A 26,340-nucleotide genomic window follows, 5' to 3' on the forward strand; every position below is an offset into this window, starting at 1 on the left:
ACTCTTTAAAAGCATGTGCCGCCGATTGGCCTGCCCCCCGTTAGGTCTCATCTGCCTAACGTGGCCCGAATGATGCATCCTCACACCCATGACCGATCAAAGGACGCAACGCGGCGCTCGACAAAATCGCAGCGAAAATTTGGCAACACCGATTCACACAGTCTGAGTCTCGTCGATACACCGATTATTACCGCACATACACGCTGCGGCTTGTGTCAACACTGGCACCAGGTGATCTCAGATATTGCGGTCGCCGACTCGGAAAGCATTTGCCTTGCGGACTTTCTCACTCACTCTCGCTACATCACGCACATAGATTGTATTGAATCTATCCATGCCTATTGTCGGTTCCAGTACGCGCGTGAATCCATCGTACTTCACTGTGACGAAACCATTACTGAGAATCGTCTCATGCATCGCGCGATCGTCGAGATTGTAATCGGAGGCCAGCCCGAGCGTCTCAACGATGATGATCTCAAGCTTGGGATCAGCAAGAAGCCGTTTCGCTCCCGCGATTACCGCGGGCTCAAATCCCTCCACGTCGATAACCAACATATTCGGAGTCTCCGGGAATACTTCATCAAGTGCCCGGACGGGAATTGACAGCCCGGAGCCATCCAGGACGATCCGGTCGTTCCCCCCGCGATCGGTGGAGAAATTTAGATCGGAAGCTTCCTTCCCCGCCCCCATGTTGAGCGTGGTCACCAGGTTCGATACCTCATTGATCGCGACATTGTCGCGCAGAGCTTTGAATGTCGACGGCACCGGTTCCATGGCGATCACGCGCGCTTTAGCTACGCTGCTTGCCGCAATCGAAAGTGCGCCGATGTTGGCGCCGACATCTCCCAAAAGATCGCCTTCTCTAAGGAAGTGAAGCGCGAGCGAGACTTCTTCGACCTCAGGCAAGCCGAAGTAATAGTTCACTGCAGCACCCGGCATCTGTTTGGATATAATAAGCCGAGATTCTCCGACGAAGGGTAAAACGATGGGCTGTTGAATGGCGCGGCTGGCAACCTGCCATCGCATGAACCTTAAGAAGGTACGACGTTTATTCTCCCGCGCCAGCGGGTGGCGGTTTGCGAAGCGCGACAGATGATAGAGATCGGCCAGATTACCCATAAAGCATGCCTTCTAAAGTTCGCCTGGCGCCGAACATGGACTGCAGGCAGGATATTGGGGGAGCAACGGCGACGTCCATCCTCGGAAGCCGTCAAACTCCGGAAATATTTCCAACTTTAATCTAATCGTCAGTCCCGCAGCATTTGCCTCAGCCGCCAACGAGGACCGAACAGCTATTATCGGTACTTGTCTACAGCAATCGCGGGGAGTTCAGATTAACGTAAACGGTCTATGGGAGACCGCCAGCTCTCACCGAGCCTCCCAACGATCGCGGACAGTCTGCTGTATCAGGCGCGACAAGACAGGGACGCAGGCCTCAATTTGACGGCGCCCCGGTGGGTAACGCTTCAACGACCGGGCTCTCTGCAGGCTGCCCCGGCGCTCCGCCAAAGTTTGCCTTGAAGGATGATAGCGGGCTCTCGAGAGCAAAATACGAGAGAACAGAAAGTGCAAGGGTAATGGCGAAGGCGAGGACAACCTGCGCCAGTGGTGCTTTATTGCCGCTTAGCGCACCATCATTAAGGCCCAAAAAGAACAACACCGGGAGATGGACAACGTACATCGCGTAGGAGATGTGGCCAAAGCCGCGCAAGATCGGCATCGACAGAAACGTTGTCAGCCCGCGCTTAACGATACCATTGTCGAAAACCATCGTACTGACGAACGATACACTGATCATCGCGTAGGCCGCTAGAGCCAATGTCCAATACGCCGCTTGGGAGGTGATGATGTCATTACTCCGGCCAACCCGATCGGCAATCAGCAGCAAGATCGCGACCGCCAGAAACAGCACGCAATGCCGTCCACGCAGCGAGCGTTTTTCAAACTCGCGAACTGCCAACCAACCGCCAAGCGATAGTGACAGCATGCGTGTAAAGATCGACATGTAAACGAGATCGCCGGACAAAACGTTATCCCGGCCACCATAACCTGCAGCGATCACGAGGCCACTGACGACTGCAAGAGCGGGAACCACGCGCCCCGTAACAACGCTCAACAGGCGCTGCGGCACCAACAGGACCAACAGCGGCCAAAAGAAATAAAACTGCTCCTCGACGGAGAGCGACCAGGTCTGTTCGAGCGGATGCGGCGCAGGATGAAACGGGTGGTAAAAATTAAATGTGTAGGTAAGCAGACTGAGCGTATCCCACGGCCCAAAATGAAAAACGAAGTAGCAAGAGACCACTGCAATGTAATAAACCGGAACAATTCGCAGGGCGCGGCGAGCGTAAAAATTAAAGAACGAAATGCGGCCGGTCTTGGCGCGTTCCCGCAGCAATAGCCGGGTAATAAAGAAGCCACTGACGGCGAAGAAAATGTCCAGCACCACATAAGCTGCCCGGGGCGCCTGATTGAGCTTCCAGGCCGTGTTATACATGTCACTGTCAACCACTTGCGGTAAGTGGCTGAAGACGACAACTAGCACTGCCACGCCACGAAAGCCGTCAAAAGCCGGAAATTTTTCCAACCGTTGAGAGCTGACCTGTGAGTCAGACATAATGGCCCTCCTCCACAAGATCGATAGGGTTAAGCTTCTTCCAATCGTACGCAGATAGACGACATGAACACGTTTCCATGACACTCCTCGGGCTCGAGGTTTCTATGAATTTAGAGAGGCTCAACTTGATTCTGAGCCATGTTCCGACTGGAGCCTATAGGCGCGCCCTTTTGTTAGTTAGAATAGGTAATTCGGACTTGCCCTTGGCCACCAATACCGCCGAGGCTGGATATATCGGCGCCATCACCGCCGCCACCACCGCCGGGGGTGCCGCCGTTACCACAGCGCACGCTGTTAACGCCGCCGCCGCCACCACCGCCATTCGGGTTAGACACACCGTCGCCATCAGGCACACCGCCAGCACCCCCATTCGGCGAGCTGCCGCCGGCTCCCGTATTATCATTGTGACCCGCATTGCCTGCGCCGGCCGCTGACGCCGCGCCACCGCCGCCTGCGCCGTATGCCCCGAAGGTGGTGTTAGGCCCGCCATTGCCGCCGCTGAATTTCATTGTCCCGACGCTATTTGTAGCGGACCCACCGGCTGCAACTGTATTGTTGGTTAAAACTCCGCCCTTTCCTCCCACGGCAGATACGCTACTCGCCGAGCTGAAGAAGGTCGTGCCCCCTGCTCCACCGGGGCTTGAACCGTTATTGCCTCCGCCCGCGCCGCCAGCTCCTATTTTATAGGGAATGCTGGCGCCGGGTGTGACAGTAAAATTGGCGATCGCAGCATATGCGCCACCACCGCCGCCGTTTCCACCACCGTTCCCAGTCACCATGGCGCCGCCGCCACCCCCGCCAGTGCACTCGACCAGCGAAAGTTTTGTGACGCCTGCCGGGACGGTCCATGAGGTACCGTTCGTCAGAACAACAACAGTTGGCGCGCTGTTAGTGACGTGGACCAGCATGGGATATCCACGGACGGCAACAGCGGCCGTTAACCCAGTCTGGGGAGCAGACGTCACGCCGGTCATGACATCGGTGATGGTATAGGTTGAATTCGCTGAAAACGTAATCGTCCAGTTTTCCGCGATTGGAGTCAGATCTCCGCCATTCGTCGCGTTCCACCATTGAAGCGTATTATTGCAGGCGATCACGTAGGATCCGTCTGACTTGGAGAATGCCAGAGTCGCCCCCCAAGTCGATGTATTCTTCCCCGACACTGTAAAACTCGGGATCGTGCTCGGATCACTTTGTGCGGTATCCGCTAGAACGCTCGTAAAATTATGCACGTAGTCGGCAGCGACTTTTTTGCTCCAATCGCCGCGGTAAAAGCCCCAGCGCACCACAGTACTATCACTCAAGTCGTTTGAGTCGTCATTGATCTCATACTGATAGAGCCTGACGGCATTAAAATACTTTGCCCAAAAGTAATTACTGACAAGTGCTACGCCTTGCGCACGTTCGCTTACCTTCAGGCCGCCAGTTGCCACCAACGCCGTGTTATTTCCGCTTTCGGTTATGACAACTCTCTTTCCCGGCATAGCATATCGACCCCAGTTGGGGATCGATGCTTGATAACAACCGGAGTTGGGTGGATTGCCATTTGAAATAGCGCCGTGCGGGTCGCCAAGACTGAGGCCATCAAGGCCTTCGGACGAGTAACTGTGGAAGTTCATTAGATCATAGTAGGCCGTATGATCGGTCAGTCCGGAAGTCGCATAGGTCGCTTCGACACCATCGGCGCCATTTGGCCCCGTCACCGCGCTAGTTGGCGGCAATATGAGGACGCCTGTAAACGCCGTACTACTGTTCTTCAAACTCTGAAATGCGACGCCCCAGTCCGTCCAGATCTGATTGTAAGCCGTGTTGCCTGGCGGATAGAGACTTCCGGAGGGGCTGTACGTCGTTTGATTGTTCGGCTCGTTCGGGCCTTCCATGGCAGCCAGAGCACCAAGCTGTGCGAGGTTGAGTAGGATAACCTTCATATCGCTCGCCGTGCCGTCACCCCAGTGGGGCGGTCCACCTGCGTCAACCACGAAATCTATTTTAATGTTTGGAATTGAGTTTCGGATTGTTAGGAAATTCTGATAGTCGCTCGGCGCATTTGGATAGGCAGTGCCAGCATTCTCGTTTGGATTTGCATCCAAGCCGGCGTTGCGGATGTGATGAATGCCGAGATATTGCAGCGCGCTGATCAGCTCGATCTCACCATCCCTATTTGGCAGATCCGCGGCCGTTGTCCCTCCGATTTGATAAGCGATGTTTGTATTTGTCCCCATACTGTCGATCATGTCGAAAGCGCTTAAGGACGTTACTGTTGCATATGGAAGCGGTGTGGAGGCAGGCATGTCACGTCCCTTTAGAAAATTTCTATTGTTAGAGCGTGATCATCCCGCATTGAGCATCTTCACGATCGCGGATCATCGCTTCATTCTGCAATGAGAGGTAGTCATATGGCTTCGTCAAGAGCGCGGCAGGCATGCAGCTCTCAATCGGACGGCGCGGTGAACAACCGATAAAGAATTGTAGTACCGGCATTAGATTTCATCAGATTGACACAAATCGGCAGCGGCGGCACAATCTTTGCCAAGCGTCAACGCACAAACGCGTGCGTGAAATGTTACCAGTTTGATCGACACCAATTTACGTGTCTCATAAAGATGGAGGTGGATCATGCAGAGACGAAGGTCAGTAGTGAATTCAAGGTCGATGCTTTCCTACTGCTATGCTGCTGCTGACTAAGTCGACGCTAGTTGGAATCGATTCACTTGCTGTCGTGGCCCGCAATTTCTTTGCAAGTACGCTGTCTAATGGTTTCAGTTCTAGGGCAGCTTCGTAGTCACGAACTGCCTTGTCTGTCTGGTCCATCCGTTCAAGATAGAGACCGTGCCATTTCAACCCTTTGGAGAAGGCGGGATTGAATTTGAGCGCGGCGGTGAAGTCCGCCGCGGCCGCTGAACAGGTTGTCAAGCTGAGATAGGCATAGCCGCGCCCGACCTGAAGCCGCACCAGATCATCCTGACTGAGATGCCCCTGGGATATCGCTTTGTCATAGTCCTCGACTGCTCGCTGAGAGAGGTGAGGCACTGCAAAGCAGTCGAGAAACGTTAGCGGCGCAAGAGAGATCTCGAGGGAAACTTGGAAGCCTGACGGTACTGTTCGCGGGATGGCAGTGACGAAGGCGCCGCGAGCACGTCGCACAGGGCGCTCGTTAGTCGCGCGCGCGCCGCCGAGTGGGTGAAATCGTGGTCGGCATCAGGGATTATCGAAACCGAAGCCTTCGGATAGCGGCGTAGCCGCGCGCCTCTTCTTCCCATATACGTGCGGAATTCGCCCAGCGAGTGATCTCCTTCCGAAAATAACATCGCTAGACCAACGCCGCGACTTTCGAGAATTTGGAAACGGCGATGACCCTCGCTGTAAAGCTTCTGGCCGGCCCGGCCCGGGATGTGGCTGACTATCAATGAGAGAGTTCGAACCAGGCGTTTGGAGAAAAAGATAACCGGAGCTTTGACGCGCAAATTGCCTGACAGTAGTCGTCTCAGGCTTCGCTTGCTAAACAACATCGCAACAGACCCGCCGATGGTGCGATGGGCAGATAATAAGGCTTCAGCGACGGTTTCCCGTGGGTCCCAGACAAAACGCATGATATTGATGGCGATGACATTGCGAACGCGCACATCTTGCACCGCAGCCTGGAATGCGGCGTAAGCACCACTGCAGCGTCCTACCAAGGCGATCGGGCCGGCATCGAGCTTCTCTACATAGTCGATCGCGTGACGCAGGTCAGCAGTTTGCTCTTCCGAATAAAGTACTTCGGCCGGCGCGCCTGCCGACGCCGCACTGTCGCCTATACCGCCGGCGTCCATTCTCAACGAAGCGATCCCGCGCTCCGCGAGGGCGCGAGCCTGTTCTACTGCCGCGCGCCCCCAGCCGATGTGATAGTCGCGCCCCGAATTAGCGAGCACTGCGATAGCTGAAGGCCTTCGACCGAGTGGCCGACAGAGGACTCCGAAGAGCCGCTCGTCTGGCCCAAACCGAACCGGTAACTCGTCATAGTGAGGTCCAACGATTGGCCGCGCGGGCCCTACCACTTTGGCAGAACAGTTGGCGCCCGCGATTGGAAAATGCCCGAAATTGTCGATCCATGACACGATGCGTGTCAGCGTGCCGAGCTGTGGACCAGCCAAACTTGGATTTTGCAGGATATTTTCATACCCCTCGTAGTCGATGGACGAAACATCGGCTCCGAGCGTCTTCAGGTGTTTGCCGATTGAGCTGTCGCGGGACATTTGACTGCGCTCAACCAAAAGGACCCGTGCGGCGGGAGGCTCAGTTGTCCGAGTAAGATCGATAGTTTTGATGGCTGCGGCGCGGCTGCTTGCCAGTGGAATACCAGCGACGCTGTAACCGTTGTCGAACGGGTCGGGCCCGATACCCATCCGGTCGGTCAGCATGCGCGACCAGGCCTGAAGTTCACGAAGATAGGCGCGGCCTTTGACGACCGGCGCCATCAGGATCGTAGCTGCGACGTCGGGTAATTCGGTTCCGAGTTGGGCGGCCAGACTAGCGCCAAGACCTTGTCCGACCAGAACGAGTTCGATGCCCGGATTGTATTCCCGCAAGAACGCAACGCAGTGACGGGCAGCAACAAACCAGTCAGAGATGCCTTCGGGGTCGCCAGCGAGATCGATTGCATCTGCCGTGCCGGGATAATCGAATCTGAGGCATGCATGACCTGCCGCGGCAATGTACTCTGCCAAAGCACTCCATGTGGCTCGGGTACACAATTCTTCATATCCGATCGGTGCGAGCAACAGCACCGCCTTGCGTCCGCATCGGTCAATGCGGCCCGCGTGATAAAAGCCGCCGAAATTATCAAACGTTACAGGTGCGCCGTATCGGGATTTCATGATCTTGAAACTATTACAGTTTTCTGTTCGTCAGCCGAATGGCGCCTGCAGACGGATATTTTCGCTGCTAAGCAGTCGCCCTTGCCGGATGCCAATTTATTAACTCAGGGGCGACGAAGGTGTCATTCGATATCGCGTTCCATCATTAACGTGTACCCGGCGCGATACGTTGCCGCCGATAGTTAGCTATTTCCTAATCATGGTGCATTATCTCGCGCTATCGACTTGAAGCCGCTGATCCTGCCATCAGCGCCGTGGCTCAAAAGCACCCGACTGATAATCGCGACCGCAGCAACCCGCGCCAGGATTGACGAAAGCGTCCATTTTGCGTGATTGCATCTTCATTTTGTTAATCTTGACGCCGGAACGGTCTGTTGCATTTGAGGCTTATTACGATTCTCTCTACCTTTGATTGGTATCTGGTCCATATCACTATGAGCCGCTCGCATCCCTGGCGAAGCAATGGACTTTTTGTAGCGTTGGAGAAACTTCATGCGTGACCGTGTCCGCACCATTGTCGGATCGCTGAACCTACTTCCCGTTCCAGTCGATGGCTTATCCGACCAGGACAATCTGTTCGATGCGGGCATGACGTCGTTCGGTTCAGTTCAGCTGATGATGGCCATCGAGGAAGAATTCGATATAGAATTTCCCAACAGTCTGCTGACTCGCAAGACATTTGCGACGCTTGGTGGGTTGATTTCTGCCGTCGAACAGCTCGTCTCTGAGAAAGTCTAGGGTCGTGATCCCGAACGCGGTGAAGCAAGGCATTGACGTGCCCGAAGCCGTGTCCTGGCGTGACGCGATGCGGCGGGTTGCCATCGACGTTGCTTCGCCAAATGCCGCTCTTGCGGACCTAACCGCGACGTTTCCAGCGCAGACATTCGAAGCTCTTCGTCGTAACAAGATGCTCGGCTTGATGGTACCTAGAAGCCTTGGTGGTCAGGAATTGGAATTGCGCAAGATTGCCAATCTTTGCGCGATTCTCGCGGGCGCGTGCGGCGCCAGCGGCATGATTTACGCCATGCATCAGATCAAGCTATCGAGCCTGGTCGCCCATGGTATGCAAACCGAATATCATCGCGGGCTCATGCGCGATGTAGCTGTCGAGCAGCTGCTGATCGCGTCGTCGACCACGGAGGCTGGTATCGGCGGCGATCTGCGGATATCGAATTGCGCGATCGAGACGACGGGTGATCGGGTTTCGCTGACAAAGCAGGCAAGTGTCCTGTCCTATGCCGCAGAAGCCGATATCATCATGGCGACCGCGCGGCGCGCTCCGGCGTCCGTCGGGTCCGATCAGGTCCTGATCGCGCTGCGGCGTAGCGACTACCAACTTCAGCGCACCGCTGAGTGGAATACGCTCGGCATGCGCGCCACCTGCTCCGAGGGTTTCCTGCTGACGGCAACAGCCGGAGCCGATCAGATCTTTCCGAAGCCGTTCCACGAGATCGCGGTGCAATCCATGCTGGCCACCGCGCATGTTCTGTGGGCGAGCGTCTGGTTCGGGATCGCGACCGATGCTTTGTCGCGCGGGCATGCCTCGGTTCGAGCAACGGCGCGGCGCGTGCCGTCCGATTTCGCGGGGCCGCTCCCAGGCGCGGCTCGACTGGCCGAGGCCACCGCCAAATTGCAGACGTTCAAGTCCACGCTCGTCGCCCATATTGAGCGGTTCGAGACTGCGAAGCGCAACGAAGACGATCTCAGCTCGATCAATTTCGCGATCGAAATGAACAATCTCAAGGTCATGGCTTCGACCATGGCCGTCGACATCGTACATGAAGCGCTGATGGTGACGGGCATCGCCGGCTATCGCAACGACGGTCCATTCTCGGTCGGCCGCCATCTCAGGGATGTGCTGTCGGCGCCGCTGATGGTGGCTAACGATCGCATCCTCGCCAACACCGCTGGCCTCGTGGTCGCGAGCCGATTTGACTCAGATCTGGAGTGATAGCGATGAACGCGCCTGTTAAAGTCGTGCAAAGTCCGGAAGCATTTCTCGACGCCCTGTTCGACGAGTCGATCCTGATCAGGACCGGCGTCGACGGGCTCTATGGCCGCGCCGGCGTGTTCGAAGAGGTCATCGACGGGTTCGAAGCCGCGGTGACGAAAATAGCCGTCGGCGATCAGGCGACGCGGATTCATTTTCCGCCAGGCATGCCGCGCAAAAATCTTGTGAAAGCCGGTTACCTGAAGAGCTTTCCGCAATTGGCCGGCTGCGTCCACTCTTTCATGGGCGATAACGCCGACCATGCCAAGCTCGTCGGCATGATCGAGCGGGGCGAAGACTGGACCGAGATGCAGGATGCGACGGAAGTCGCGCTGACGCCAGCTGCCTGCTACCCGCTTTATCCTACTGTCGCGGCGGAAGGTCCGGTGCCGGAAGGCGGTCGGCTGTTCGATCTCAAGTCATACTGCTTCCGCCATGAGCCCTCGAAGGATCCGGCGCGGATGCAGCTGTTCCGGATGCGCGAATTCGTCCGCATCGGCACGGCCGACGAAGTGACGTCTTTCCGGGCCACTTGGCTCGAGCGCGGCGAAAAGCTGATCGCTTCGTTGGGCCTGCCTTGCGTTATCGATGTGGCCAACGATCCCTTCTTCGGGCGCACTGGCCGCGTCATGGCGTCGAGCCAGCGCGACCAGGGTCTGAAATTTGAGTTGCTGATCCCGGTCGCCAGCGATGAAAATCCGACCGCGTGTCTGTCATTCAATTATCATCAGAACCATTTCGGCAGCCTGTGGGGCATGCATTTCGCAGGCGGCGAAGTCGCACATTCGGCCTGCGTCGGCTTCGGCCTGGAGCGGACGGCGCTGGCGCTATTCCGTCACCACGGCACCAAGGTCGACGCGTGGCCCGCGGATGTCCGTCGCGTGCTGTGGGGCTAGGCCTTGCAAACCACCTGCGCCATCGATGGACTGGATCCCGCAACCTATGTGCGTCACGGGCTGCATGATCCCGCGCGCAACTGGCCCGAGACCAACTGCTACGTCGATCTACTGATCGAAGTACTGGCCCGACGCGGGCATGATCCCCGGGCCGCGCTGGCTTTCACGGTCGCGCAGGATTACGAGGGCGACCAGTTCACGTTTTTCAAGATCCCGGCCGCCGATCTCGCGCTGTTGTACGGCGTCGAGATTCTGGAGCTCGCGATCTTCGATCAGTTGGAAGATCACGCGCACGTGCAGTTGACGCGGGGCCGTCTGCCGCTGATCGAGGTCGATTCTTACTACCTGCCGGATACCCGCGGCATCACCTATCGTCACAGTCACAGCAAAACGACCATCGGCGTCAACGTCCTGGATTCGGTCGACCGCCGGCTCGATTACTTTCACAATGGCGGATATTTCCGTCTCGAAGGCGAAGACTTCGAGGCGCTGTTGCGGCCCGTGCGTGACAACGGCCTGCCGCTTTTCCCTTACGTCGAATTCATCAAGTTCGGTCCGGCGCCGTCTGCACACGAGCAGATGGCGATGTCTCGCACGTTGCTGGCACAACATCTGCGTCGTCGTCCGGCGCAGAATCCATTTACCGCATGGGGCGACGTGATCGGTGCCGACATCGGCCGGCTGATGGGAGGGCCTTCCGAGTGGTTTCACACCTACGCTTTCAGTACATTACGTCAGGCCGGTGCGAATTTCGAACTGCTCGCGACCTATCTGGCGTGGTTGCAGGAGCACGGTGACCCGGCGCTGGAGCGCGCCAGGCTGGCCGCGGAGGCGATCGCCGGCGGCACCAAGATCGTGCAGTTTCAATTCGCCCGCGCATCGGCCCGCGGCAAAGTTCCGGATGTGGCGGATGCCATCCGCCAGCTCGCGACCGATTACGATATCGCCCTCGACAGCCTCATGAGCGTTTCGCGGCTCGCGATGCCGCGGCATGATTTCTCTGTGACCTGATCGGCCTGTTGATTGCCATGACCGACATCCGCGCCATGACGGGACGCAAGGTTCAGTCGCTCGACCGCGGCTGGGAACTGGCGCTGTCGCTCCCTCACGCATGGCAGGAGCCCAGCGGGTTGAGTGAAGCCGTCTGGTTGCCCGCGATCGTCCCTGGAACGGTCTCGGGCGCGCTGCGGGCCCTCGGACAATGGAGTTTCGATGACCCTCAACCGCTGCACGACAAGGACGTCTGGTACCGGGTCCAAATCAGTGGACGCGGCAAGCGCAAGCTGCGGTTCGAGGGGCTCGCGACATTCGCCGAGGTTTTCCTCGATGGCAGGCTCATCCTGACCGGGAGCTCGATGTTCGAGCCGTATGAGGCCGAGATTGTGCTCGGCGGTGAGCATTGGATGCATATCGCCTTCCGGAGCCTCCGCGGCGTGCTGGCAGGAACGAAAGGCCCCCGGCCACGCTGGAAGACGATGATGATCGAGGAGCCACGACTGCGATTCCTGCGCACCACGCTGATCGGGCACATGCCCGGATGGTGCCCGCCCTTCGACGTGGTCGGCCCATACCGGTCTGTGCTGCTGATCGAAGAGGGAATTGTTCGCGCCGACAATGTCGATCTGCGCAGCCGGCTCGACGACACCGAAGGCGTTCTGACGCTCGCGCTCGATCTGTCGGGAGTGGCCGAAGGCGTGACGCCGGTCCTGCACTGCGCCGGGGCGGAGGCGCTGCTGAGGCCGCTCGATACGGAAGCGCCGCCGGCCGCTGCGGCGCGCTGGCAGGGCACAGTGCGGATCCCAGATGTGGGGCTGTGGTGGCCTCACACGCATGGTAGCCCGACGCTCCATGCGGTGACCATCGACATCGGTACCGTCCGGATCGATTTGGGAGAGGTCGGATTTCGCCGGATCGCGGTCGATCGCGGGCCGGACGGACATGGCTTCACCCTGCATGTGAACGGCGTCCGCATTTTTTGCCGCGGCGCATGCTGGACGCCGATCGACGTGGTCGGCCTGCAGGCATCCGAGGCGGATTACGCGCGGGACCTTAGCCTGGTGCAAGGTGCTGGCCTCAACATGGTCCGTCTCAGCGGGACCATGGTCTATGAGACCCCGAGTTTCCACCGCCTCTGCGACCGGCTCGGCATCATGGTCTGGCAGGACGTCATGATGGCCAATTTTGATTACCCGTCGGATGTGGCCTTTGCTGAAGTCATCCGCAGCGAAGTCACGACAGTCGTTAGCCGCTTGAACGCGTCGCCGTCATTGGTCGTGATATCAGGCGGCAGTGAGGTTGGTCAGCAAGCTGCGATGATGGGCCTGCCGCGCGAAATGCGCGACGTCCCGCTGGCCGAAACCGTCATTCCCGAGGTTCTGGCAGGCTTCAGCGACGTCGCCTATGTGCCGGGTTCACCGTCGGGCGGCGCCCTGCCCTTCGTGACCGAGGCAGGCCCGTCGCATTATTACGGCGTTGGCGCTTATTTGCGGCCCCTCGACGATGCGCGCCGCGCCAATGTCCGCTTTGCCTCCGAGTGTCTCGCTTTCGCCAACCTGCCGGACGATCGTCACTTCGCTAGCCATCGGCTCGATCCTGTCAGCAATCCGGAACGCTGGCTCGCCAGCGTCCCGCGCGACGGAGGCGCGTCTTGGGATTTCGACGATGTGCGAGAGCATTATCTTCAGGCGCTGTGGAACGAAGACGGCCGCAGCCTGCGCTCCAGCGAACCCAAACGCTGGCGCCAGCTATCGCGCGCGATCACAGCCGAGGTTATCGAACGGACGATCGACGAATGGCGCCGCCCAGCCTCCACTACGGCTGGCGCACTGATATGGCTGTGGCGCGACCTGCGGCCCGGCGCAGGCTGGGGCCTGCTGGATTCCGACGGCCGTCCGAAATCGGTCTTCTACTCCCTGCGCCGCGCCTCGCAGCCGCTGCGCTTGTCGATCACTGACGAAGGCACCAACGGGCTCTATCTGCATCTCGTCAACGACACGCCGCGGGCCGCCACCGGCAAATTGACCTTGCGTTGCCTGAGAGAGGGCAAGACGCCGGTGATCGAAGCGGTGCGCAATGTGACCATCGCACCGCATGCCGAGCTTTCAATCGGGGCGTTTGAGATGTTCGACCGGTTCTTCGACGCCGGTCACTGCTATCGCTTTGGGCCAGCGGCGCATGACACCGTGCATGCAACGTTCGCAGCCGAGGACTCCGATCAACCTCGAGAGGCCTTTCATTTTCTTTGCCCCCCGACGTCGGCGGTTGACCAGACGATTGGTGCGGTGCTTGGTGAAGACGACGCCGGTTTCTTTCTCGACCTGCGAGCCGTCACGGCGACGCGTTTTGTTGAAATCGTGGACAACAAATTCCTGCCCGACGACAATTATTTCCATTTAGCGTTCGGGTATCGCAAGATCGTCCGTTTGGCACCTCGTCTGCATTCGGCCCACCATTTGCGCCCATCGGGGAGGGTTTCTGCACTCACTCTGCTAACTGAAGTCGAATACTGACTTCGCAGTGGTCCATTGGTGTCGGCATCCAGTTCTCAGCCAAGAGGTTTCATCCGAAAATTTGTACCGCCAGCAGCCGCCAGGTGCTCCTTCAAGCCTCGACCGGCCGCGAGCGGAAATGTTATTCAGGAACTGAGCATCTGTGCGAATGACATCGAATTGGAAGCCAAGACCCGGTCCCATGGAAGACCAGCGCTACTAGTGTCTCCTTTGCGCCATAAGCGGCCATTCTCAATTCTAGACGTGGAAGCTTGAATCCGGCCGGGGCAAATTGAGGCTAGGTCGTCAGCTGACAAAGGCCAGTGGGTTGACGGAATTTCCAGAAATCATCAGATCGTGAATACTGCGAACTGCAAGCGCACTTACGCTCAGACTAGGTGATCTCGCGCTCAAGAGCTCTCAAGCGGATCAAGTTGGATGCCGCATCGGCGATGGTGCCGAGCGCTTCCCGTTCATTCGCGCTCAATCTTCTCGGCTTCACATCAATTACGCATGTCGAACCCAGAGCAAAGCCGAGAGGGTCGCGAACGGGCGCGCCGGCATAGAAACGAAAGCCGTACGGCTGGGCTATCGTGGGGTTCTGCGAAAACTGAGGTGCCTTCGACAGATCTTCGATGACAGTCAGTTCATTGGCAACGAGCGTTTCGTTACAGAACGCCCAGTCGCGCGGCGTAGTGGATCCATCAAAACCGGTCCGCGACTTGAACCACTGCTCATCTTGCGTCACGAGTGTAAACATCGCGATCGGCGCCCGAATGGCATGGGCCGCCAACCGGACCAGTCTATCAAAACCTGGATCAGGCGCGGATCCAAGCAACCCCGAGTCTCTCACTGCCACCAGTCGGGCGCGTTCGTTCCAGGGCGTTCGAAATGCAAAATCGAGATCGTGACGCCCGGTCATCAAGTATTCGACGACGGCCGCGCTTGTTGCAGCGACATCGGGCAACATTCCCAGCTGGACACGCTGTGGCTGGCGCAAAACGGGGGTACCAGACCTTGTCATCGTGAGACTGACGATCGTCGTTTGTGCGAAACGACCATCGTTGGAGAGCGAAGCGACTAGCTTTTTGCGCTCGCCTTCGTCGGCGTGTTCAACAACGATCAGCATTGGCGGCGTGAGTGTGAGCCACTCACGGACCTGCTGAAGGCCTTCCGCAACATGAAGGAGCAGGCCCAAGCCGGGAAGACCGGCACTCCGCCACCCGTCGCCACGTCCCCCGGCCGCCAAAATGATCGCGTGGGCCCTGACACCCGATTGCTGCTGCAAAGGACGCTCGATCAAATCGAACACAGCCTGGCGCGGTATCCGCCGATGCCCCCCCGGCGTTTTCCACGAAGGAAGCTGCCCGCTTTCGACCCAGAGCTGGGCGGTACGGGTTGATATGCCCAGCAGCTGGGCGGCCTCCGCCGTCGTCAAAATATCTTTCACATCATCATCCACTGTGTGGACCATACATATTCGGGAATGCCTAATTCGCAATAAAATTTAGACGAGAGGGTCGTCAGAACACCGGGATTCGGACGCGACATTCGCACCAATAGCATCGGCCGGTCATCGGCACCTCAATTCTGACGAGCGAACGCAACCTCAGATGCATCGGCTCGCCAGCAAACGCCTGTCAGCCCCCCATGCACAACAGGCTCAAATGGGGCCTGTGAGAAGGCCGTAAGACCGCTGGTAAAGACGCCCGCCCGCGAAACGCAACAGGGCATTTCTCAATTTGCGGGGGAAGCGACGCATTTTGTCGCGGGCGGCACACTGGCGGTGAACCCAATCAACGCGCTTTTTACGGCGTGCTTCGTATCGCAGGAGCGCCGTGTCAACGCATAACGTCTCCGCAAGTTCATGAGCTAGAACGATGGCATCTTCGACCGCCATGCTGGCACCCTGAGCCATACTCGGCGGCGATGCGTGCGCTGCGTCGCCCACAAGAGCGACCCGATTCCGGCACAAGCTGTTCAACTGCAGGCTCACCAGTTCTCCATAGTGAACCCTCGCCTTCGCGCACAGATCGAGAACGGGATAAAGAGGACCCGCGATATCCCGAAACAATGGCTTCAGGGGTGTCGATGGCGAGTAGATCTTGCGATGCGCATCGTCGGCCGACATATCGGCGTAGACGTACATTTCGGACGATGACACCGGCTTGGCGAGAAGGCTGTTCGTGGCGCCAAGCATCAATGTCCAATCATTGATGTTGCAGATGTTCGGCACGATAAAGCGCCAGCACACGTTTCCCACATAGACGGGCGATGCGGCGTCGGGGAAGACGGACTCGCGCACCGTGGAATTAACGCCGTCAGCGCCGATGACCAAATCATATTGTTCCACGCCACCATCCTGAAATGCCACACGACTACAGTAGCGATCGCTGCTGATATCCAGGATACGCCGGTGCTGAATGAGGCTGTCACCCACCCCTTCCTTGAGCAGATCCCAGAGCGCCGAACGCTTCATGGATCGACACGGTGCGACATCGCCCCAGAATGAACTCGTATCGATTTCATTCAGGAGATTCCCGTCTTCATCGTAGAAACGCTGGTAAGCGATCGGATGCGAGATATCCAGCAGCGCGTCGCGCAGTCCGAGTTCACCGAGAGCCCTCACCCCGTTGCCGGGTAGAAACAGCGCAGCGCCACCGACACCAGCAAAGTTATTGCGCTCGACAATCCGGGCCTGGAAACCGCGCTGAGCTAGTGCGCGGTGCATAGCCAGGCCGGCGATGCCGGCCCCTACGATTAGTATACGCATTTGATCTGTCCGATATTCGTTGAAACCAATGGAGATCTCCATCGAGTCTCCCATTGGAGGCGTTATGAGTGGATGCGGCGAAGATCGCAGCAAGGCTAATTCGGCTTCGGAGCTGCACCGCGCTCCCCATTCGAACTCCCCGCGCCTGCGCTCTACCGACCGGCTAATCGCTTCGCCTTCCCGTCAGCTCTTTCAGGAACTCGGACAGCAGGCGATTGACGATATGGGGGACCTCCCAGAATGGGGAATGGGTCGCATGCGGGATTCGGAAGCATTTTTCTCGCCAAAGGTTGCCATAGGGAACGCCATCGACGTAATCGAGATTGATGATTGCATCATTCTCGCCGTTTACGATGGCGGTTGGCACATTTGTTAGTTCGATCACCGCGCGTTGATTGACGCCTGCGCCTTTTCTCGCTGCGGAAAACAGCCTGCTTCTGAACTGCTTATCGGCGCGTTCGATGGCCTTCTGCATGAAGGGTTCGAAGTCTCTGCCAAATACAACTTTGGCAAATTCCCGCGCTTCTTCTGACGTCAGCTCGCCTCTGGATGCCAAACCGTTCAGCGGCTTTCCGATGAATCCTTCTGCAAAATTTTCTCCCAACGCCGGCGTTCCCATCAGGAACTGCCCGCGTGAAATGCCCGAACGGGCGAGTATTTCGATCGCGATATGCCCGCCAAGCGAGGCACCGACAATCGCCGCATAGTTGATGTCGAGCTCACCAAGAAGCTCGATCACCAGATGGGCGAGGCCCGGACGTGAGTAAGTCCGTTCGGGATCCAGGGCATCTTCTGAATCGCCATGGCCGGGCAGATCGAAGCTGATCAGATGGTAGCCGTCCAGCAACGGCGACGTGATCTGCTTCTGAAACACCGCGCGGCACGCCGAATTCCCGTGAATGAAAACGACGGGAAAGCCTGCTCCTCTTGTTTCGACAGCGATTCTGCCATGAGACGTTTTGACGTCGAGACGTGTGGTAGCGTTCATATTCATTCTCTGTACCCACCTTGCGCCATCACTGGCGAACAAGTGGCTGATCATGTTCACTGGGGAATTCGTGGCGCGCTGCGACCGGCGCCACGACACGATGTTTTTGGCCGGCTCAGTAAAGTCAGCCGCGATGAGTGCCTGCGTCGCTCTGCGCATGCGACAAGCCATGCTGCTCCCGGATCATGTCGGCAGCCCGCTCTCCAATGACGACACACGGCGCCATCGTGTTTCCGGTCGTGATACGCGGCATGATCGAAGCGTCGGCGACGCGCAGGCCGTCGATGCCGTAGACCTTTAGCTCGCGATCAACCACGGACATGCTGTCGCGTCCCATCTTCGCCGTGCAGGACTGGTGCCAATAGGTGACCGCCGATTTCCGGATGAAATCGATCAATCCCGCATGGTCGCGTGGACCCGGGGCTGCCTCGCTCTGGATCAGCGGAGCGAATGCCTCGTTGTTGCCGACCTCGCGGCACAACTCCACGGCCGCGATTGCAGCGGCCAGATCCTCGGGCGCGCTCAGTGCGTTCGGCTCGATGAGAATGGGATCGGTGTGGTCAGGCCCGGAGAGCCGCAACCGGCCACGGCTTTTTGGTTGGGCAAGCCCGGCGAACATGGTCCAGCCATGTTCCGGTGTCGCGATCTCCGCCTCAGCGGGCGAGGGCACCGCGAATTCGAGCTGGCACTGAACGATATCCGGCTGAAGCAGACGGGAATCGCTTTTCCAGTAAAGCGTCGCTTCGCAGCCACCGCCGCCGACGCCTTCAGGCTTGCGATAGGCCCAGGTGCACCCGAAAGCGAGATGATCCTGATGGTTGCGGCCGACGCCGGGCAAATGCTGGACAACAGCGATGCCGTGGGCCTTCAACTCATCGCGCGGGCCGATGCCCGACTGCATGAGGACCTTGGGCGTATGGACGGCACCAAGCGACAGCACCGTCTCGCATCGCGCGCGAAACTTCCGGCGCTCGCCATTGACCAGAGCTTCGACACCGATGACCTTCTTGCCATCGAACAGCAGCCGCGTGACCAGCGCATCGGTCAGGACGGTGAGATTCGATCGCGCCAGCGCCGGGTAGGCGTAAGAGCGGAACACCGACTCCCGCTTGCCATCCCGAATGCGCAGCTCCGCGATCGACGCGCCCCCTGCGCTCTCCATCATCTCGCCGTTGGGGCTGTCGAAAACCGGAATGCCCATGAGGCCGGCGGCACTCACCAAAGCCCGCGCGATCGGCTGCGGGGCGTCCGGCTGCGCCACATAGACCGGGCCGCCGCTTCCGCGTCGCAGCGCATCCGGCGCGCCGCGCCAATCCTCGATCCGGCGATAGTAGCCGAGCACTGACTTGTAGCCCCATGCATCATCGCCCGCTTCCGCGGCGAAGTGTTCCCAGTCTTCTTTGTGGCCACGCGCCCACACCATCACATTGATGCTCGAGCCGCCGCCGAGGCCTTTGCCCATGCTGAGCGGAAGCCGTCGGCCGCCGAGCCCTGCTGCGGGCTCGCCCATGAATCCCCAGTCCCGCGCACTGCCGAGATTGCTCGGCCACATCGACGGCTCCGAGACGGCGTCGCAATTGTCGTCGCCGCCGGCTTCGAGCAGCAGCACGCGCGCGTTGCCGTCTTCAGCGAGTCTTGCCGCAACGACCGATCCGCTGGATCCGGCGCCGCAGACGATGAAGTCGAATGCGGCGCTGGTTTGTGTCGCGAGAGAAGCGCTGCTTGGTGTTGCCTGGTGGAGCTGTGTGAGCCGCGTTGTGTCGTTCATCTGGTTGACCTCCGTCGATGAGCTGGGGTGACGAGGCCCGCCTGATAATGGGCTTAGGTTTCATATTCAACAATATTATCAAATCTATCATATTTAGATTTGGACAAGATCGGGCCCCGGCTGCCCGCCAGGAGCGCGGCGCGACGGGCCAATGGTCTGATTCAATTAGGTATTATTTTGCAGCCGTCGGGATATCGGCGAAGACCAGACGCCGTGCCGTCGTCTTCAAAACTTTTCGTGATGCGTCAGTCTCGACACGCGATCCTCGGTGGAGCCGCCTGCACGCGCAGCGATTCATCGCCGCTCTCTGCCTGCAGCGCTCGCGACGGGAAGCAATAAAAATGGGAGCGGCACATGATGCCGCTCCCATTTGTTAGCACGACGCTGGATGCGTTATTTCGATGTGCTTTTCGCAGCTTTTTCGATCACGTCGGCGACGACTTTGGGCTGCGTCATGAAAAGCGCATGACTGGCCGAAACAGTGGTGACATCAGCGCCGATGCGCTTTGCCATATGTTGCAGCATCGCCTGTTCGAACGCCCTGTCCTCAGTGGCGATGACCGCCCAACTCGGTTTGGACCGCCAGGCTGCGTTCTTCAGCTTGGCACCGAAGGCCGACATGTTGATCGGCACTTGCGAGTCCCGCATAAACGCAGCGTCTGCATCGCTGACGTCGTGAGCAAAGCCGGACTTGAACTTCTCGAGGCTGACAAAGCCAAAACCATCTGCTGCCTTGTCGATGACGAACTGCGATGCCGGCGCAAAACCTTGATATTGCTGAGCCGTCGTTTCTCCGGCATCAGGCGAGAGCGCAGAGACATAGACAAGTCCCACCACTTTTGCATCGACGCCCGCTTCCGTAATCACGGTTCCGCCCCAGGAGTGGCCAACAAGAATGGTGGGACCGCTCGCTCGATCGAGCGCACGCTTGGTGGCGGCGACATCGTCATCAAGCGACGTGAGCGGGTTCTGGACGATTGTCACCTGAAAGCCGCGGTTCTTCAGCTCTTCGTACACGCCGCGCCATCCCGAACCGTCGGCAAACGCTCCGTGGACCAGCACGACATTTCGGACAGTCTGGCTTTGCGACGCCGCCTCAGGGGCAGATGCTGCCATCGCAGCAGTCATAGCTGCCGCTGCCGCGATCGTCGCAAGAGTTCTTCTTCTTTTGGTAACGCTCATCATCTCTCTTTCTAAAGGCTTGTTAAAAATCCCGCGTGATCTAGACGATCGACCTCGCCTCGGCCATGTGGCTTTGCGCCGCCCTGCAAGGCGAAGTACCTCGCAGGGCGGCGTTGCCCGATCGCTACACAGTCGGCACGGTCCCACCGTCAATCGTGTAGTCGGTGCCGGTGATCGCCGCAGCTCGGTCGGACGCAAGGAATGCGATGAGGCTGGCGACCTCTTCCGGTTTTGTTGGCCGACTTAGCGGGATGCCGCCCAGCGCCTCCATGATGATCTTTTTGCCGCCCTCGTAGTCGGTGCCCGCATGCGCGGCCAGACGATTAGCAAGCGCCACCGACGCTTCCGTCTCGATCCACCCCGGCGACACCCGCACGACGCGGACTCCTTTCGGGGTCACTTCCTTGGACAGCGCCTTGCTATAGGTCGACAGTGCGGCTTTCGCGGCGGCATAGGCCGTTGTCGATTCCGGTAGCGGAAGCTGCCTTTGAATCGAGGACACGTGAACAACGACGCCGCTGCCCTGAGCGATCATGCCAGGCAGAAGATGCTTGTCGAGCCGAATGGCTGGGAAGAGATTGAGATACAGTTCCCTGTGCCAGGCCGCGTCGGTCAGCGCCAAGAAGCCGCCTCCCGGCGCTGACGATCCACCGAGCATGTGCACGACGAGATCTACCCCGCCAAGACGTTCAGCCACAGCATCGGCGACGCCAGCGCAGCCGTCTTCCGTGGTGAGATCCGCCGCGACGAAAAGCGCCTCGGGCAGCGCCTCCGTTCGGGAACGCGCGGTCGTGATCACTTGTGCGCCGAGCTCACGGAACAGATTGACCGTCGCAGCACCAGCGCCCTTGGTGCCCGCGGTGATGAGGGCGCGCTTTCCTTTCAGCGTGAGAAATCCGGTCATCAGCCAATCTCCAGCTCGGCAATTTTTCCGCCGATAATCGTGAAGGTGTAATTGAGCGCCGCGGGGCTACCGGGGAAGTATCCGGTCACTGTCGCCCGGACTCTTGTTTTGTTGTCCACATGTGCGACCTCGAACGGCACGGCGACGTGGTGATACTTATCCTTCGCGGCTGACCACCGCTTGCGGATCGCATCGACCCCCTGGTGACGAACTCCTTCGTCCATCACCGATCCGTTGTGAGAAAACGCTGCGACCACGGCGTGCGGATCGCTCCGTTCGTCTGCGTCGAAGAACGCTTTGGCTGTATCCGGTAAATCCATCATCTCTCTTCTCCACTGTAACGCTCGACCCTCACCTAGCACTCGACGATTGTCGCAATAAGTGGGATAAATCGGGACGAGGAACTGAATGGATCGGGACAATGGAGCGCGCTGGGCTAAACGATCTGGAAGCGGTGATGGCGATCGCGCGGCGGGGAAGTTTTCGGGCCGCGGCGATTGACCTTGGCATGTCCAGCACCGCGCTCAGTCATGCGATCGGCAAATTAGAGGAGCGCCTAGGTGTCCGGCTATTCAACCGGACCACCCGTAGTGTATCCGTCACCGACGCCGGGCGGTTGTTTGTGGAACAAGTTGGCCCCGCACTGCTCAACCTTCATGGCGCCCTGGACACGGTACGATCCCAGCGCGAGACGCCATCGGGCACGATCCGGATCAATGCTGCCCCGTTCGCTGCCCGCGAAATCATATCGCCGCTTGTGATCGAGTTTCTGCGCCGCTTTCCGGATATGAATGTCGATCTGGTCACCGAAGGGCGACTCGTCGATGTCGTTGCCGATGGTTTCGATCTCGGCGTCCGGGTCGCCGACCTCGTGCCCAGTGACATGATCACGGTATCGCTCGGCCGCGCGCAGCGCTACGCCATCGTTGCATCGCCGGACTATCTGAAGCGCCACGGCAGGCCGCGCGTGCCACCGGACCTGCTCAATCACCGGTGCATTCGAGTCCGGCTTCCCGACGGCGCGCTGTTTCGCTGGCGGTTTGAACGCGACGGAGAGGCAATTCAGATCGATGCGCCCGGTCCGATCGTGCTGGACGAAGTGAACCTGTCCCGCATTGCCGTCGCGGAGAATGTCGGGATTGGCTGCTTCATGGAGCAGAGCGTCTTGGCCGACATCGAGGCCAAGCGCTTCGTGCGCCTGCTGGAAGACTGGACCCCGCCTTTTCCCGGGCTATGCCTGTATTACCCTGGGCGCCGGAATCCGTCAGCGGGGTTGAAGGCGTTTCTTGCGCTGGCGCGCGAGCTAGCAAATTCCAAATTCTAAAGATGATGGGATAAGTGCGCAGGGCTTCACATTTAGCAGGTGTATCTCAATGTCCGCTTAGCGCCAGTACCTGACATTCAATGAGCACGTTCAGGGATGCTCCCTACTCGCCCCTCAGCCCCAGCCGGTTCGGCATCCGCTTCTCGATATTGAACTTGAGCAGTGCAGCCGAGCGGAAGATGCCGTGGGCGAACTTGCCATAGGGCAGCGTTAGGAACAACGCCATTACGGTGCCGAGATGGATCGCGAGCCACAGCGCCATGAAGCGGGTATCGCGCAGCAGCAGCAGCGCGAAGCCGGTGGCGCTGACCAGCAGCAGCAGCGCGATAAAGCCGCGATCCATGGCGTTCTGCTTGACGTCGGCGCGCAGCGCATCGCGCTTCAGGTTCAGCCACAGCAGGCCAGCCGGCCCGACGATCAGACCGATGCCGCCGAGTGAGCCGAGGATCACCGGCGCGCTGGCGAAGGCATAGGGTGCGTGCAGATTCCACAGATAGTGATACAGCGTCGCTACGCAGGTCGCCGCAAAGCACAGCAGGAAGCCATACAACGTGAAGTGGTGGAAGCGACGCCGCCACAGCGTGAAGGTATCGTCGCCCTCATTGCAGCCCTCGCCGTGGCCGCCGTCGAGATACTTCAGTCGCACGACGTCGTGGACGGCTTCGGCCACCGCAGGAACGCGCGCCTGCGCGGCCGCCTTGATGTCGGCAGGATTGCCGTCCTTCGTCGGCGAGACCTCGCGCCAGAATTTGACGACACCGATGGCGAGCGCCAGCATTGCCAACAGGAACACGGTGCCGAACAAGAGCGCCAGGAAGTTGTGCGGGAAGATCGCGTAGAAATTCCCGGCCAGCGGTTCGTGGATCAGCCGGCCATTCATCGCGATCGCGAGGATCATGAATAGCGCGAGACCGCCCGAGAGCGCGAAGGCAACCGTCAGCCCGGCGCGTTCATAGAGTCGGCCGAAAGCGAGCGGCCACGCATAGTCCTGATAGGTGCGCACCCGCACCTTGGCCATGGCCTGCGGGACATTGACCGCGAATTCATGCGGCGGCGCGTATTGGCAGGCATAAAGACACGAGCCGCAATTGTGGCAGAGGTTGGCGAGGTAATGCGTATCGGCCTGATTGAATTCGAGCCGGCGCGTCATCGCCGGAAACACGGCACAGAACCCTTCGCAATAACGGCATGCGTTGCAGATCTGCATGACGCGGGCGATCTCCGCCTCGCCTGTGGTCAGCGCGTCGGCGAAGTTCACGCCGCCTTCGCAGGCGCCGCCGGCGACGGGCGCTTCCGACTCAGTGAGCGGCGGCATAGCGAAGCTCCTCGTGGAATGTCGGGTGGCGATGCCCGGTCGCGGCCGCCGCATTGACGCCGGCGATGCGACCGAACGCGGTGCCGATGCTCATGCCGACGCCGGCGGTGTAGCCCTTGCCGAGCACATTGCCGGCGACCATCTCGCCGGCGGCAAACAGGTTGCTGCTCGCAACGCCGTTGAAGCGGCAGGCGGCTGTGGCATCGGTCTTCATGCCCAGATAGGTGAAAGTAATGCCGGGTTTGAGCGGATAGGCGTAGAATGGGGGCGTGTCGATCACCCGCGCCCAGTGGGTCTTGGCCGGCGTCAGGCCGTCGGTGCGACAGTCGTCGAGCGCAGTGTGGTCGAAGCTGCCGAGACGGCAGGCGGCGTTGTAAGCGGACAGCGTTTCAACGAAAGTCGCGGGATCGACACCGATCTTGACCGCCAGTTCGTCCAGCGTATTCGCCTTGGTGCCGTCGAACACCGGTGGCATGAAGCGGCCAATCGCTTTCTGGTCGATGATTGACCACGCGGTCTGGCCGGGCTGCTGCGCGACGAGGCGGCCCCAGATCGCATAGCGCTTCGGCCAGAAGTCCTCGCCCTCATCATAGAAGCGCCGGGCCTCGCGATTGACGACGACGCCGAGCGAGACGCAATCGATGCGCGTGCAGATGCCGCCGTCATAGAGCGGCGCGCGCGCGTCGATGGCAACGCAATGCGCTTGGGTGGGATCGCCGATGGTATCAGCGCCAGCATCGATCATGAATTTGAGCAGCACCCCTTGATTGAAGCGGGTGCCACGGATCAGAAAGTTCTCCGCGGTCCATTCACCACGCTCGTTCTGGCCCCAGGCCTCGCGCTGCCATTCCAGATTGGACTCGAAGCCGCCGCAAGCGAGCACGCAGCTTTTCGCGGTGATGCGCTCGCCGGACTCGGTAATCGCAGCGACGAACTGGCCATCCATCAGCTCAAGCGTCTTCACGGGCGTGTCGTAACGGATGTCGATGCCGAGCGCCTCGGCTGACCGGTAATAGGCATTCACCAGCGCCTTGCCGCCCCCCATGAAGAAGGCGTTGGTGCGCGCCACATGCAGCGCGCCCGACAGCGGTGGTTGGAAGTGCACGCCGTGCTTGCGCATCCACGGCCGGCAGCGCGACGAATGCCGGATCACCATCCGCGCTAGCGGCTCGTCAGTCAGGCCGCCCGTGACCTTCAGGAGGTCCTGCCAGTATTCTTCTTCCGGATAGGCCTCGACAAGCACGCCCTGCGGTTCGTCATGCATGCAGCGCAGGTTGCGCACATGCATCGAATTGCCGCCGCGCCATTCTTTCGGAGCGGATTCCAGCATCAGCACCGACGCGCCTGCTTCACGCGCCATCAGCGCCGAACACAAAGCCGCATTGCCGCCGCCGATGACGAGCACGTCGGGCATGGATGGCGTCGTTTTCATTGATCAAGCCAGTCCTGCGCAGCTTTGCGCCGCACGTAAAATTGTCAGCGTCGATAGACCGGCCATTCGCCACCCAGATTGATTGTGAGTTTCTCGGCCACAGGGCCAAGCACACGCTTCATTTCGGCAATCTCCGCCTCGCCAAAGCGCTCGCGCGGCCCGGACAGCGAGATCACGCCGACCAGCATGCCACGCGGGCCGAACACAGGTGCGGCCACCGCCGCGCAGCTCGGATCACGCTCGCCGAGCGAAACATTGAACCCATCCGTGCGGATAGTGTCGTAACGCGGACCCGTGCTGCCGGCGTAAGCGAGGATGATGTGACCGGCGGCACCACGCAGCAGTGCGTAGCTGTGGCCGGCCTCGACGCGGTCGAGCGTCGCGTGACGCGAATTGACCCGGAACAGGCAGACGCGATTGTCGGCATCCTGCCGCACATGGAACGACGCGCTTTCGGTGCCGCGATCGACCAGCTCCTGCAGCGCCGGCACCACGTGATGCCCAAGCGCATTCTTGCGGGTGAAGGCGACGCCGAGTCGGAACGCCGTGGGACCGAGATCGTAGCTGCCGTCCGGTAGCCGCGTCACATAGCCGGTCGGGATCAGCGAACCCAGTAGCCGCAGGATGGTGCTCTTGTAGAAGCCGGTGCGCACCGCAAGTTCGGCCAACGTCATCGGCTGGTCCGCGGTTTCGAGCGCCGCCACGATGGAGAGAGCCCGCTCGACAGCGGCCACGCCCTCCCCGGCTTCGCGCACCGGGGCGTCCATCGTCACAGCTTTGGTTGCGGGCTTCTTCATCGAGCTTCCC

Annotated in this window: 21 protein-coding genes; 6 read left to right on the top strand and 15 right to left on the bottom strand. The window is 59.5% G+C overall.

Annotated features, from left to right (window positions below; translation table 11 throughout):
* Window positions 1–237: 237 nt before the first annotated feature.
* From AB7828_RS15385 to AB7828_RS15405, 5 genes are all read right to left on the bottom strand, one after another.
* Entirely contained in the window at window positions 238–1,119 is an 882-nt protein-coding gene (locus AB7828_RS15385) for an FkbM family methyltransferase (RefSeq protein WP_441230506.1), read from the bottom strand.
* Window positions 1,120–1,435: 316 nt separating this feature from the next.
* Window positions 1,436–2,617: an acyltransferase family protein gene (locus AB7828_RS15390; RefSeq protein WP_441230507.1), complete on the bottom strand. Its 1,182-nt coding sequence runs from the start codon at window positions 2,615–2,617 to the stop codon at window positions 1,436–1,438.
* Window positions 2,618–2,790: 173 nt separating this feature from the next.
* Entirely contained in the window at window positions 2,791–4,851 is a 2,061-nt protein-coding gene (locus AB7828_RS15395; RefSeq protein WP_441230508.1) for a glycine-rich domain-containing protein, read from the bottom strand.
* 409 nt (window positions 4,852–5,260) lie between these two features.
* Window positions 5,261–5,569: a hypothetical protein gene (locus AB7828_RS15400; RefSeq protein ID WP_441230509.1), complete on the bottom strand. Its 309-nt coding sequence runs from the start codon at window positions 5,567–5,569 to the stop codon at window positions 5,261–5,263.
* 98 nt (window positions 5,570–5,667) lie between these two features.
* Window positions 5,668–7,473, bottom strand: a complete 1,806-nt coding sequence (locus AB7828_RS15405; protein ID WP_441230510.1) for a serine aminopeptidase domain-containing protein — start codon at window positions 7,471–7,473, stop codon at window positions 5,668–5,670.
* Between the two features lie 492 nt (window positions 7,474–7,965).
* Here AB7828_RS15405 and AB7828_RS15410 point away from each other — a divergent pair, with 492 nt between their 5' ends.
* From AB7828_RS15410 to AB7828_RS15430, 5 genes are read left to right on the top strand one after another with little or no spacing between them, the layout of a single operon-like run.
* Window positions 7,966–8,211, top strand: a complete 246-nt coding sequence (locus AB7828_RS15410; RefSeq protein ID WP_309942668.1) for an acyl carrier protein — start codon at window positions 7,966–7,968, stop codon at window positions 8,209–8,211.
* Window positions 8,212–8,230: 19 nt separating this feature from the next.
* A complete protein-coding gene (locus tag AB7828_RS15415; RefSeq protein WP_441230511.1) occupies window positions 8,231–9,424 on the top strand; it encodes an acyl-CoA dehydrogenase family protein in 1,194 nt (397 codons plus the stop codon).
* 26 nt (window positions 9,425–9,450) lie between these two features.
* A complete protein-coding gene (locus AB7828_RS15420; RefSeq protein ID WP_441232247.1) occupies window positions 9,451–10,359 on the top strand; it encodes an amino acid--[acyl-carrier-protein] ligase in 909 nt (302 codons plus the stop codon).
* 3 nt (window positions 10,360–10,362) lie between these two features.
* Window positions 10,363–11,370, top strand: a complete 1,008-nt coding sequence (locus AB7828_RS15425) for a DUF1839 family protein (RefSeq protein ID WP_441230512.1) — start codon at window positions 10,363–10,365, stop codon at window positions 11,368–11,370.
* Window positions 11,371–11,387: 17 nt separating this feature from the next.
* Window positions 11,388–13,868, top strand: a complete 2,481-nt coding sequence (locus AB7828_RS15430) for a glycosyl hydrolase 2 galactose-binding domain-containing protein (RefSeq protein WP_441232248.1) — start codon at window positions 11,388–11,390, stop codon at window positions 13,866–13,868.
* A 373-nt stretch (window positions 13,869–14,241) separates the two neighbouring features.
* Here the strand turns inward: AB7828_RS15430 and AB7828_RS15435 are convergent, their stop codons facing one another.
* The 7 genes from AB7828_RS15435 to AB7828_RS15465 all read right to left on the bottom strand — a co-directional run bounded on the left by AB7828_RS15435 (window position 14,242) and on the right by AB7828_RS15465 (window position 21,785).
* Entirely contained in the window at window positions 14,242–15,297 is a 1,056-nt protein-coding gene (locus tag AB7828_RS15435) for a helix-turn-helix domain-containing protein (protein WP_441230513.1), read from the bottom strand.
* A 213-nt stretch (window positions 15,298–15,510) separates the two neighbouring features.
* The gene (locus AB7828_RS15440; protein WP_231079476.1) at window positions 15,511–16,662 is read right to left on the bottom strand and encodes an FAD-dependent monooxygenase; all 1,152 of its coding nucleotides are present in this window, start codon (window positions 16,660–16,662) and stop codon (window positions 15,511–15,513) included.
* A gap of 121 nt (window positions 16,663–16,783) precedes the next feature.
* Entirely contained in the window at window positions 16,784–17,767 is a 984-nt protein-coding gene (locus AB7828_RS15445; protein ID WP_441230514.1) for an alpha/beta fold hydrolase, read from the bottom strand.
* Entirely contained in the window at window positions 17,733–19,376 is a 1,644-nt protein-coding gene (locus tag AB7828_RS15450) for a GMC family oxidoreductase (RefSeq protein ID WP_441230515.1), read from the bottom strand. Before AB7828_RS15450 ends, AB7828_RS15445 begins: the two co-directional genes overlap by 35 nt.
* 393 nt (window positions 19,377–19,769) lie before the next feature.
* Window positions 19,770–20,558, bottom strand: coding sequence for an alpha/beta hydrolase (locus AB7828_RS15455; RefSeq protein ID WP_441230516.1), 789 nt, complete (start codon window positions 20,556–20,558; stop codon window positions 19,770–19,772).
* A gap of 124 nt (window positions 20,559–20,682) precedes the next feature.
* Window positions 20,683–21,462: an SDR family oxidoreductase gene (locus tag AB7828_RS15460; RefSeq protein ID WP_441230517.1), complete on the bottom strand. Its 780-nt coding sequence runs from the start codon at window positions 21,460–21,462 to the stop codon at window positions 20,683–20,685.
* On the bottom strand, window positions 21,462–21,785 hold the full coding sequence (locus AB7828_RS15465; protein ID WP_441230518.1) for a nuclear transport factor 2 family protein: 324 nt from the start codon (window positions 21,783–21,785) through the stop codon (window positions 21,462–21,464). The genes AB7828_RS15460 and AB7828_RS15465 overlap by 1 nt, the downstream gene beginning before the upstream one ends.
* A gap of 98 nt (window positions 21,786–21,883) precedes the next feature.
* Here AB7828_RS15465 and AB7828_RS15470 point away from each other — a divergent pair, with 98 nt between their 5' ends.
* The gene (locus AB7828_RS15470; protein ID WP_441230519.1) at window positions 21,884–22,786 is read left to right on the top strand and encodes a LysR family transcriptional regulator; all 903 of its coding nucleotides are present in this window, start codon (window positions 21,884–21,886) and stop codon (window positions 22,784–22,786) included.
* A 103-nt stretch (window positions 22,787–22,889) separates the two neighbouring features.
* On the opposite strand, the gene tcuB is transcribed toward AB7828_RS15470, so the two are convergent.
* The 3 genes from tcuB to AB7828_RS15485 all read right to left on the bottom strand — a co-directional run bounded on the left by tcuB (window position 22,890) and on the right by AB7828_RS15485 (window position 26,330).
* Window positions 22,890–24,101, bottom strand: a complete 1,212-nt coding sequence (gene tcuB, locus AB7828_RS15475) for a tricarballylate utilization 4Fe-4S protein TcuB (RefSeq protein WP_441230520.1) — start codon at window positions 24,099–24,101, stop codon at window positions 22,890–22,892.
* A complete protein-coding gene (tcuA, locus tag AB7828_RS15480) occupies window positions 24,085–25,515 on the bottom strand; it encodes an FAD-dependent tricarballylate dehydrogenase TcuA (protein WP_441232249.1) in 1,431 nt (476 codons plus the stop codon). The genes tcuB and tcuA overlap by 17 nt, the downstream gene beginning before the upstream one ends.
* 62 nt (window positions 25,516–25,577) lie before the next feature.
* A complete protein-coding gene (locus AB7828_RS15485) occupies window positions 25,578–26,330 on the bottom strand; it encodes an IclR family transcriptional regulator (RefSeq protein WP_441230521.1) in 753 nt (250 codons plus the stop codon).
* Between the last annotated feature and the right edge of the window lie 10 nt (window positions 26,331–26,340).

The organism is Tardiphaga sp. 215_C5_N2_1 (assembly GCF_052076055.1).
Taxonomy (GTDB): Bacteria; Pseudomonadota; Alphaproteobacteria; order Rhizobiales; family Xanthobacteraceae; genus Tardiphaga; species Tardiphaga robiniae.